We start from the raw sequence: 11729 nt of genomic DNA, 5'->3' as shown, positions 1-11729 counted from the left end.
TTGCTTGCCTATAATTTAGTACGTTTAGAAATGATTCATATTGCCGAAGATGCCAATGTAAGCCCAACTCGGGTTAGCTTCACAGCAGCAATAAATTTGATAGATGCCCAGTTGCGATGGCTAGCGCTCAGCCCCGATGGCACTTTACCTGTCAGGCTCAAACAAATGCGAGAGAGCATCAGCCATTTCATTTTGCCAGATAAAAGAAAGGACCGAACGTTTCCACGTTCAGTCCTCTTTGTTCGGGCCAAATATCCATTTAGATATAAGTGTTAATACTTATCCGAACGGCATTAAGCACAAATGCTGGGGTTTGTTGTATTTGGTCCTTAAACTTTCCTCAACCCATCACAAATCCGGTGCGAGGACTGGGCCTAGTGTCCAGCTGATGGTGTTGCCTTTGAGTTCTCTTACAGGTGTGATGTTATTTGTATCATCTGTAAGCTGGTAGCCTTTGGTAATTAACGTATGCTGATAAGCGGCATTAAAGCAGCCAGCATATAGGTGAGGGTTAAATTCGTAATCTGTTTTACCTTGCTCTACGTCTTCCCAATTCTGGGAACAGAAGTCTTTGCCTGCTTCTTCGAGCTTGCTCAGACTATAAGCGTCGTTTATCCCTAGGCCAGTACTACTATAGAAGAAACCGCCGATCGCATATAAATCCGCACTTGTTCCTGATTGCGCGTTCTTGGTACTAACGCTATGAACACCATTGATAAGAGGCTCAATTTTTTCTACGCATTCACCAAATTTTCCAGTTCCCAATTGATCATTGGGTAAAGGATAATTTTTAGGAAAACATGCGGCTTGATTGAAGTATTGGCTAACCGCCAAGTTTTGACCCAAACCAAGGTAGCTGGTTGAAGAAAGCGTGTAATTTAGATTTCCTACGTTGACATTAAACAGATCGTCGCCTGTTTTCGTTTCATAGGTGATCTGAGTTGAAGCTCCGCCAAGATCCATAATGCCCGTTGTTTTCTGGTCATTAACAAAAGACCCATTATAGTAGTTGGCGGTTAGCCAAGCATATGCGCCTTCTGTTTGTCCCGTGATTGTTTTAACTTTGATATCCGCATCAGGGAATCGCTTGGCAAGTGCATCTTTGACTCTCTGATTAACTGAGTTTCTCTCCGTCGCTGAAATGGTTCGCATGCCAGCAGTAGAATAAAAGTATACGTGATCTGGAGTTGTTTTGGTTTCTACAAATAGGCTATCAATATAACTGTCTAAATTTGCCTCTTTGATAGTTTGCACACCACCTTTGATACTTTGGTGTTTAATTTGTTCATCAATCACAGGTAGTCCGTGATCAGATGATGTGTCTTGGTGGTATTGATATTCGAATAATCTCGAGCCTCCGCTGCCTGCATCAATTACAAACGTACTTTCTGCCAGGGCAGATGAGGATACTAATATTGCAGCTAAATAACATAATTTTCTTATATTCATTAAAATTCCTATTACTAATAATTTAACTACCTTGGAGCAAGGTACTAGCGATATAACTATGATTTATTTCATAAAACCAACCCCTGTATAATAAGTTGTATCACGAGTCGTTAAATATAGACATTTGGTCATACCATAAATGACAAATTTCATATCAGTATTTGTCATATAAAAAAGCATGTTAACTCGCTGACATATTTTTCTAGTAAATACCATAGACTTTGGTTTTGTCACTTACGCGTTTTGTACGTTCTATCGTCGTTTTGATTGGTTATCGTTTGGCAGTTTTCTAAATTGCAAATTAAGGATAATCCCGTGCCTAACGACTCTAAAGTGCTTGTGCCTTACAACGTTCTTAACACCTCTTCCCGTGAAGCTACCCCGCTTGTGTATGCGGGTTCTGGCCTAACATCGATTGAAACCAACCGCGCGTCGGCTCAACGTATGGACAAGTCACAAGCACCGCTTTTAGAAGCTATGGATAAGCGGGTAACGCCAGCTTCTAAAGAGCGGCTGAACACAACATTGAAGGCCAGTGATGACACCCTCGAATTGGTCTGGCAGGCGTGGCAAGACAAATACGAGCAGGCCAAGACCTTTATTGAGCAGGGATACAATGAACAAGAGATTGATATTCAGCGTGACTTAATCACAGAGCTTAAACAGGCCAAAGAAGCGATCACCAATATACCCGCTGAATTGTCGTCACCCGTTGATGCCATGATAAGTGACGCCAATAGTAAGTCGAAAGGCTGGATTGATGAGTTGGCCAAATCTGATAGGGCCAATGCGTATCAGCTTGCAAGGCACATCGATGGAAGTTTAAAAGTGGTTACTGAAGCGCTAAAAGCGTTTGAACATGATCAAGATTTAGAGCTAGAGACTTGGAAAGAGAAAGTCTCCACTGAGTACAAACAAAAACATGGCCTGACTCAAGATACGGAAAACCTGCGCCATCATGTGACGCTGTGTAGGCATGCTGTGAGAAATCGTCTTCAAGACGTGCGTCATGAACTTGAGTCGAGTAAGAACAAGATACAGCGCAAAGGTTGGCGAAATACCTTCAAGCGTGAAGCCGAAGTCAAAGCCTATTTTGATCAGGTGATGAACGCACTTGAAGTGGTGATTAACCATCTTAAGGGTAAGCAAAAACAGTTTGATCCGAGTTTTAAAGACAGCGCGGCTTCTATGCTTGTCTCAAAGGCGGGTCAGAGCAAAGAAGAAAAACGTCAGCGCGGAGAGCATGAACAAGACAAGGAAAGTAAGAGCATTAACCTTGCCGATGTAGAGGTGGCCATGGGTGAGCAGATCCTCAAGTTTGAGGATGCAGCGGTTAAGGCGGGTAAAGCGACCAAAAGCACAGTGGCCAAAATGGGCGAAGGGGCCAAAAACAAACTGGCCAAAGTGGCGATGCAAGTGGCCCGCACTCCAACCTATGTGGCGCCAACCGCTCTGCACTTATTGCATAAAGCGCGCTCACCCATGGCCAAGGGAGTAAATAAAGCCCTTAACCATAACCTTTCGCATGATGATCAAATCATTCGCTCAATTGTGCGCAGCTTGTGTTGGGTCCTTATCCAGCCAGCGTTTCGTATGCAGTATGACTATGCGCCTTTGCTCGGCGCTGCACAATCAATAGCTAAGAGCAAACATAATACCGCCGACAGTGCTGATGTATTGGAAACGGTGACAGAGGGCAGTGCGGCGACCTCGGGCATCAACAAAGCGGCGAGCGCTCAATCGGAGCAGGGCACTGGTGAGGCGGAAAAATCTCGCCAAGAAGTGCTTGAACCAAGCCTTAAGAAAGCGCAGCAAGCATCAGAGTCACTCCTGGCTCAAGTGTCACTCGGCGGCAACGGTGCGCTAAAAGACGTACTTAAACACTATCAAGTTGACGACTTAACCAAGCTCTTAGAGCAGCTCCAAAGCCTGTCACTCAGTGAAGATACCCCGGACACAAAGATTCGCCCTTCACTTGGCAGAGACGTACACACACTGAAAAACCTGTTGGCGCAAGAGCCTTCAAGTCGCAGCGCCCAATTGAACCAAATCTCAGCCTCAGAGCGTCAGCGTCTGGTGAACATCTTAGCCACCATCAAAGACATGGGTTTGTCTGAGCAAAGGTTTAACAAGACGGTGGATTACTTCCTTGGGGTTGGTCAAGAAGTCTTAACTCAAGAAGGACAGGAAAGTCTTGGCAATATTGTGGTAAAAATTGAAGATGCGCTACGCAAAGGGGAGGCGTATAAAAAAGTGAGGGCAATGGCGCTTAAACTGAGAGCCCGCGCGACAAAAGCATCAGATTATCAAGACAGCAGTCTAGATAGCATCATACATAAAGCCCGCTTTGCTGGGTTAGCCGCCCGAGATGCCTACGATGAACTGGATTCACTGGCGCTTAAACATACTGGCCAACCGCTTGGGCCTTTCTCGCGAAGATCGAGGGTAGCTAAAGACTGGGGTATTTGTGCTAATGAGGTGCTGCGTGAAGCCGGGCATACAGACGCTGCGCTTATCCCAGACACAGAAGTGATTCGTCATGCATTGACCGAGCGCAATATGCTGATCGGTTTAGTATCGGATAAAGACCCCTTAGGGATCTTTTTCTCAACCCGAATTGCGGGCGAGTGGCGCTATGCGTATCGCGATCAAACCATTAAACCCATGAGCCCTGCAGAGTACGCTGCGCAAGAGAAAACACTGGCCGAGTTTATTGTCAGTTGGTCACAAAAGCGGTTGGCACGCGGTGTGGTAGTCAGCTTTATTGAAGGTGGTATGGATGTGGTTGGTGGCTTGACGGTGACACCAATTAAAATAGGGGTTCGGGCGGGTATCAAGGTGCCGATTTCTCTGATCCGTATTGGGTATGACGTGCAAAAAATCAAGCAAGGCGTGATGCCAGGCGAAGATAAACCTTACAAAGTGATTAAAGCCCGTATCACCCACAGGCTAGAGCAGCTTGGCTTTAAGATGTTAATGATCCCAGTTGGAAGCACGGTGAAAACTGTGTTTGCTGCCGGGGTATCGGCGGCGGCGCACGCCCACAACGCAATGGTGGAAAAAGAAGAAGATAAGGTCAAGATTAGCTCTTGGGCTAAGGTTCTGGGCACGGAGACGCTACTTACCGGTGACTCAGTCCCAGTGAGCCTTGGCGCGAAAACCGCGGCGAATTTGGTGATGGAACCCTCACCGAATTTAACCAGCGACGAGCAGCAAGTGGTTGAACAAATTAAACAGGCATTGGCGGGGGAATCGGCGTCTCAAGAGTTGGATGCGGTAGATGAGTCGAACCGCATCTCTAACGCCTATCCCGACATAAACCGAGGGCAAGGGAAGTACAAAGGGGCGGTCGATAAATCGCTTGCGAAAATCGCCAGTACCCCTTTTGGGCGTGACTTGATTGAGTCGATGAATGAGCAGGGGGTTGAGATCACTCAGCCTAGTGAAGAAGAGCGTCTTCGCCAAGAAGATTGGCAATACAAGGTGTCAGAAACCCATACTATTAAGATAAAAGGTACCGAAGAATACTTTGAATACGTATCTGACGTGCTTGGTGAACTTTCTGAGACTGAAGAAGGGGAGAGACTACTCACTGCGTTACAAGGAAAGGATTTCTCAATTTGTTTTCCAGAGCCAAAATTATATCACGGCATGACCATTTATCCTGCCAGTACAGATTTGGACAAAAATATTATCTATTTTGACCCTCTAAGTCTTTCTTCTTTTGATTCTGATAGCGCTGGTATACAGCAGCCAATGCTGAAACTTGCCCATGAACTGATACATATCCTAGATAAAGATAATCTGATCAAAGATGGTTCAACGTTTACTAAAGAAGATAAGGAACGATTAGAGCATATGGCGGTAGGTATACCGTATGTGCAAGATGATCAAACAGATGATTTTAGCAAGACAGACGTGAAAAAGGCACATCTTAAAGAAGGCGCACCTATTTTCACGGTTAATCAACTTAGAAAAGAGTTGGGGATTGAACCTAGAACCCATTACACCATGGGAGACTCAGATGAAGGACGACTGTATTTCCAGTACCCAGACAACTCAAATCTGAAAACAGAAGTTGGTTTGTTTAAAAGGTATAGGGAGCTTCAAGGCGGGATAGAGTGGTGTGAGAGAGAAAAAGAGGCGACCCCCGGTATCCGCTTCCTTAAGCGTAATTGGTTGGATAAAAAGAAAGTTGAACTTGAAGCAAAGCTTAACCAGGTCGATAAAGAAATGGCCCTCTTTAAAAGTGAAGTTCCCAACATTGAAAGACTAGCCTATGCAAAGCTTTGGTTAGCTGAAGCTAAGGCAGGTTCGTTTGAAGAAAACATAGCGAAACAATATTTAGAACATGTTAATTGGAATATCGAACAAGGTTGGAATGAGGAGTTAGATCAAGAATATAGTCGAGACTCAGATAGCAGGGTCCTAACTGTTGATGAATTCAAGAGCGAAACTATTAAAGATCTGAGAACGGCATATTTTACTGGTGACTGTGTCAAAGCATATGCATTGATTTTATCAAAGTTAGAATCAGTAAATGAAAAGCTAGACAATCGAGATTGGGAGGATGAAGAAAAGCTTCAGGCTCTTCTAGAACAACAAAATATATTAACAAACGCTGAAGCCATATTCATTAATCAGGCCACATCTCCGGGAATACCTGAGGTTCGCTACTTGTTTCTTCCGGGCAACGTTGAGGATATAGAGGCAGCCGCCAGATCATACTATGAAAATATGGACCTTTTGGCACTGCCCGATGGTACAGTCGTGTCTCCGGACGAGCAGCGAGCACTGATAGATATTTATGGAGGACCGGAGGAATTTGCAGAGCACATGCGAATGGCGCATGAACACAATAAAGTTTTATCAATGAGTGAGACTCTCACCCCGGACCAGTTCCTTCTGATGATTGCAGAAAGAACCCTAGAAGAGAACGGACGCCTTCCTCCAGAAGGAGAAGGTATTGATGCATCATTTCTTGATAAGAAAGTCATGGTTAGATTTGATCATGTTAAACGAACGTGGACAAGTGGCGACGATTTTGAACAAGATGAATGGTCTACGGAGAAAGAGTTTACAGTTAAAGAGATTCTACTTGGTAAACACAAACAGTATGCAAAAAGCCTGTCCCCTGCTGCCGGGAATGGCTATTGCTCGGTCGCATCAATGACAAGCTCCGACCAGGAGGTTGCCGGCCTAGAGCGTGAGCTGGGCAATGTGAGAGTGCAGAATGAATACATGGACCATGTCGATGATCTCAAAGGCAACCCGCAGTTTATGGGGGCACTGCAGCACCGTTTGAAAACACAACTCTATCAGCGACTTACCGATCTCGGAGCGGACAAAGGTCAGTTGGTAACAGTGGGAATTGATCACCAACCGGATAGCCTTGTTGGGCATAGCGGCCGTCTCAATATGAATTCGGTGTTTGCTATAAGAAATGACGATGGCACGTTTACGTTTTTTTCCTTGTTAACTGACAAGACGTTTACAACAACCAATGCTGATGAGGAAAGCTCGTGGGAAAACGAAAAGAAAGGTGAGATAGAAGCACAGGGCTGGTTAAAAGATCCAAATAGTGAGTTCAACAAATTTATGTCCGCGCACATAGATCCTAAGGAAAGGTTTTCCGCCTCTGACTATGAATTGAAGCTAGACTTTTTTGACAGAGAATCGGTGCTCAATCAGCGGCTTGAAGATCTCGGTGTTACCAAAGGTGATCTGGTATCTGTGGGGATAAATTACCAACCGGATAGCCATACAATAAATCGTGGACCCCTCGATATGGATTCGGTGTTTGCTGTAAAAAATGATGATGGCACGCTGACGTTTTTCTCTTTGTATAGCGAAGAAACATTTACTACAACCAAGGTTGATGATGAGAATAGCTTGAGAAACGAACAGGACGGAATGAGAGAAGCTTATCGCTGGTTAAGGGATCCAAATAGTGAGTTCCACAATTTTATGACAGCACACATAGTGCCAGAGGAGTCCAGCTATAAATTGCAGCTAGATCTTTTCGATCACCAAAGCGAAGAGCTCAACCAAAGGCGTGAAGAGCTAGGTCTTAATCAGGGTGATCTTGTATCTGTGGGAATAAATAACCAGCAGGATGGTCACTTTGGGCATAGCCGTCGTATCAATATGGATTCGGTGTTTGCTGTAAGAAATGTTGATGGCACGCTGACGTTTTTCTCTCAGTCAAGCGACGAGACATATACTACAACCAAGGTTGATGATGAGCATAGCTGGAGAAACGAACAGGAAGGAATGAAAGAAGCTTATTACTGGTTAAGGGACCCAAATAGTGAGTTCTACAGATTTATGTCAGCGCATATAGAGCCAGAGGATCGTTTATCTTCGTTAGGCCATGACCTGTCTGGTTATGATTTGCGGCTAAATCTTGTCGACCACCAAAACGAAGATGCACTTTTGGGAAAAAATACAGAAAATTTCATGGATTTTATGAAAAACTGGATGGACGTAAATTCACGCTCAGAAGGTGAGGAAGTTATTGAGGCTTTTAGTTTCTGGGTCAATGAGCTAGGGAAAGCTTGGACTGCGGCGACTGACTCTCTACCGCTACCTATCAAGTTTATGGCTAGGATGGGGTTCACCATTGTTCAAGGCTCTTTGAATATGGCTAATGCAGAAACAATTGCCGAGAGAGATGAAGCGGGGAGGAATATGGGGTATAGCATGGGTAAAGTTGCGGCATTCTCAGCTGCAAGTGGTACCGCGAACCCTAAAGCAATGACGAATTTTAAGGTATTCCCTGGGCCGACTCCTGCGGACAAAGTTTTTACTGCTCGTGAACATACGGCGAATGTCATCGGGCGCGGGCCTGTCTCAATGGGCACCAAATGGGGGGGAGCGCCATCTGCTGATGATAGGATAAGGTCCACATTCCAGGACCCTGATAAAGGGTATACCCCTGCATCACAGCCTACTGCTGCAACCAAACCCAACGAGGTACTCGATTTTGGCACAACTGACGAAATATGGGGCCGCATGATGAATGGGGAGCCTCAGTCATTCGAAACTGTGCCAGAAGCGCCTCCGACAGCATCGGAATCTCTTATACAAGGTGCATCGAACCAAAGTAATCCGGCTGGTGAAACGATGGAAGATCCCATAACGAGCATGCCTCCACCTCCTAGTAGTGGAAGAGGGTCTATGGAAAGTCCAATAGCTGGAAGAATAGGTGATTATATTGAGAGAGGGCAAATTTGTACTAGGCGTCATTCAGAGGACGATAGGATTTATTACTTAGCAGCAAAATTCACTGGACCAATAAGATATAGACCTGATCCAGAAGATGAGGAACTTTGGCATAAAGTAAAATCTGAGCCTTGGATGTAATTTACTGAACTGCTGACAAAGGTCTAGCTTTCATACTAGACCTTTGATCTAGTCCTGTACAATTCATGTTGGACTTTGGTAGCTTGGTGTTTTTTGTGTGTTTCGTACGCTCAATCGTCGTTTTAATTGGCTATATTACCTATCGTTTAACAAGTCTTAAAATAAGGGTAATTTATCGTGTCGGATGAGTCTCTAGAACCTTCATCAACAAATCCAATCAAATCTTTAACTTCTCTTGCAACACCATTGGTGTCTGCTGAATCTGGCCTCACATCGATTGATGCTAATCGTATCAAATCACATGGGAAAAGCTTTTGGCATTCTTTACAAGATACTTTTGAAGACTCTGCGGATTTATTGAAGCAGGAGATAAGCCAGCAGTATCATGATATTCACGACCAAGTGGAGACCGAATTTCAAGAAGTTAAACACACTATAGAGTCTGTCCCTGAAGAAATATCTAAACAGGCGGGTTCTGCGGTAACCGATATGAAAGAAAAAGTAAGTGATTACCAACTTGATAAGCGCATTGAGAGTAGTTTTGAGTCTTTAAAGAATGCTTTTGATGTATTTAAATGGTAGTTAGCCTATTGAACTGCACAAATCCTAGCAACCGTGGATGTTCCTCCAAAGTAAAGGTAGAAAATTACTTTAAAATCACAATACTGAATTTTTCATTAATTATATGTGAGTGTTTTAATAGAAACAAAATACATTATCCATAGCTATTTACAATCTATAAATATATATTTTCGATAGGCTGAAAGCTCACATTAATTTATATAATGAGGAGCTTCAGTTTATGACCGAAGAAATAAATCCCCTTAATTCACTACCCCCTTATGTTTTTGGGGAAGTGAGCAATACTAATTTGTCCGTTTCCCCCAGCATTGATCATTTAACCACACCGCTTATCCTACCTTGGAATGGCATTTCAGAGGATGGGACTTCAAGCCGTTCAAAGAGAACACGTCGAGATACCTATGCGTTTAATCCAGCATCGAGCCCAGTTCGGCTTGATACAATATCGGAAGTTCATGGTAGGTTAACTCGTAGGCTAGCGAGTATGTCAACGTCAGATCTCAATTCCTTGTCATCTGAGGTCTTTATGATGGATCAGCTTAACTGGCTTCGTTGTTATTTTAGTTCTGACCCAGAGGCATTGCGGTATATAGATGGTGATCTGAGAGCTCGAAGTTTATGTTTGCAGTGGAACGTACATAGTGATGCAGATTCTGTTTTACTCGATGATTTGTTGGCAGTTGGATTCCCTGGATTGACTGATGGCGTAAGTGCGACAAGCCCTGCGATCTTAGTCAGTCGAATCAATGACGGTGGAACACGAACATGGGATGCACTCCATGTACTCCCTTTGGGAAAAATATTTGGCGCCTCCGATGGCATGAGGCTTGAAGCCGCATGGGGACGAGCTACTTGTCTGCCTCTCTATCAAAAATCGGATAATTATCGTCGAAGGTATGCGTCAGGCTCCAATGGTTTACCGTCAAAGGTGGACTTTATAAAAGGCTCACTACTGTGGGCATATAACCAAATACGATCAGAGGGCACGGACAAAACGATACGCAGCATTACTGCCACTGAACGCTATGACCAATTGGAGCGAGATATGCGGGCTCGCTTTGGCTTCTCACAGGGAGAATTTGAGCGTACACCACAAGATCCAGAAATATTGAGCACTCTAATTCGGTTACAAGGTGCGGTGGCATACCTAGCTTATGATCATGCTGTGCTCACGGGTAGCAACCCTCAGCTAGATCCAGCAGGGGAGGGCTATGTGGGGTATATGAATCTGCGTAATATGTTTACCGCTTTATTAGCAGGCTTGAGGCGATATTTGGCTACATCACAATCAAATATGTTGGAAGTCAAAGCCCAAGCATTAACTGCGGGCACTCTATTAGATACTGTTAATGCGAATATGAAAAACTTACTAGACGAAGAAGTAAGAAAGTTTGTCGCTAAATTTTCAGCTAAGTATCCTCGAATCCCTCTTACGGAAGGTTCGACGTTTTTGATTAGAAGTTTGTCGGTTCCCCTCATAGCTCCTGTAGGACCAATGGGGGCAGTGTCTTACCCAATTGGATCGAATCCATATACAACGGAGACGATGTCACTTTCTGACATGTTGATGAAGCCAATACCAAGCGGTGAATGGTATTACCTAGATGGACGGCCAGTTTCTAATGGGGACAAGGCGTATATCGTGGATGAGATCACCAAAACCAGATATGAGATGGACACAGAAATTCCATTTCGCTTTGACCACGTTCTTCGTTCAAAACAAGCAGACTATACTCGTGTGCTGGTAAGTGCGTTAGAACTCCATGCCAACCAGTTTGTTAATAATGAAGCGAATCCAGCACATCAAAGAGAGTTGGTTGAAAAATTTAAAAAAGGTAAGAAGCCAGCCTATAAATGTGCCTTTAAAGGCCACACGGTTTATGGGTCAGTATTTATTCCATATTCAGATGACGACGGTCAAACGAAATACAGTTCGGATTTGAGTAATAACGGTCTTCTATATTCTCCATACAATGGTTTTGTTTGGCTTGAAACCGACCGTTTTACGAATACTCAATATGTGGCAATGAGAAATGGATTGAGCATACAAGGAAAGTCCGAGCTTGATGCCGCTATGGAGGTAAAAAGTCTACCCGCAACAGGCTTGATATATCCGGGCTATATGGGGATGGGTGGATATGTTCAGATCCCTCCAATTTCAGTAGGGCCTTTGCAGTATTTTGACGGTCAAGTGGATAGCGAACATTTGACGTTGAATTACAGTACAACGTCCCTCTATCTAACCAATTCTATTTCAGAGTACTTTGATGAAGTGTTCTCAGCTTCTCATGTGTCACTACAAGATAGATGGGATGAGATAAGATAAGAGATCA

The 11729-nt window shown here is 44.1% G+C and carries 4 protein-coding genes and 1 pseudogene; 4 read left to right on the top strand and 1 reads right to left on the bottom strand.

What is annotated here, in order from left to right; translation table 11 throughout:
- Positions 1–276, top strand: a pseudogene (locus DPF90_RS07145) (IS4 family transposase); the annotation flags it as partial.
- 72 nt (positions 277–348) lie between these two features.
- On the opposite strand, the gene DPF90_RS07140 reads toward DPF90_RS07145, so the two are convergent.
- Positions 349–1449 (bottom strand): acetate and sugar kinases/Hsc70/actin family protein, encoded by a 1101-nt coding sequence (locus DPF90_RS07140; RefSeq protein ID WP_114785633.1) that lies wholly within the window; start codon positions 1447–1449, stop codon positions 349–351.
- Between the two features lie 315 nt (positions 1450–1764).
- Between DPF90_RS07140 and DPF90_RS07135 the strand changes: the two genes are divergently transcribed.
- The 3 genes from DPF90_RS07135 to DPF90_RS07125 all read left to right on the top strand — a co-directional run bounded on the left by DPF90_RS07135 (position 1765) and on the right by DPF90_RS07125 (position 11722).
- The gene (locus DPF90_RS07135) at positions 1765–8814 is read left to right on the top strand and encodes a M91 family zinc metallopeptidase (RefSeq protein WP_114785632.1); all 7050 of its coding nucleotides are present in this window, start codon (positions 1765–1767) and stop codon (positions 8812–8814) included.
- 177 nt (positions 8815–8991) lie between these two features.
- On the top strand, positions 8992–9396 hold the full coding sequence (locus tag DPF90_RS07130; protein ID WP_114785631.1) for a hypothetical protein: 405 nt from the start codon (positions 8992–8994) through the stop codon (positions 9394–9396).
- Positions 9397–9616: 220 nt separating this feature from the next.
- Entirely contained in the window at positions 9617–11722 is a 2106-nt protein-coding gene (locus DPF90_RS07125; RefSeq protein WP_114785630.1) for a hypothetical protein, read from the top strand.
- Positions 11723–11729 lie beyond the last annotated feature (7 nt).

The sequence above is a fragment of the Vibrio tetraodonis genome, from assembly GCF_003350295.1.
Classification (GTDB): domain Bacteria; phylum Pseudomonadota; class Gammaproteobacteria; order Enterobacterales; family Vibrionaceae; genus Vibrio; species Vibrio tetraodonis.
Note: the sequence above shows the minus strand (reverse complement) of the source record. Positions and strands in the feature narration are given on the sequence as shown.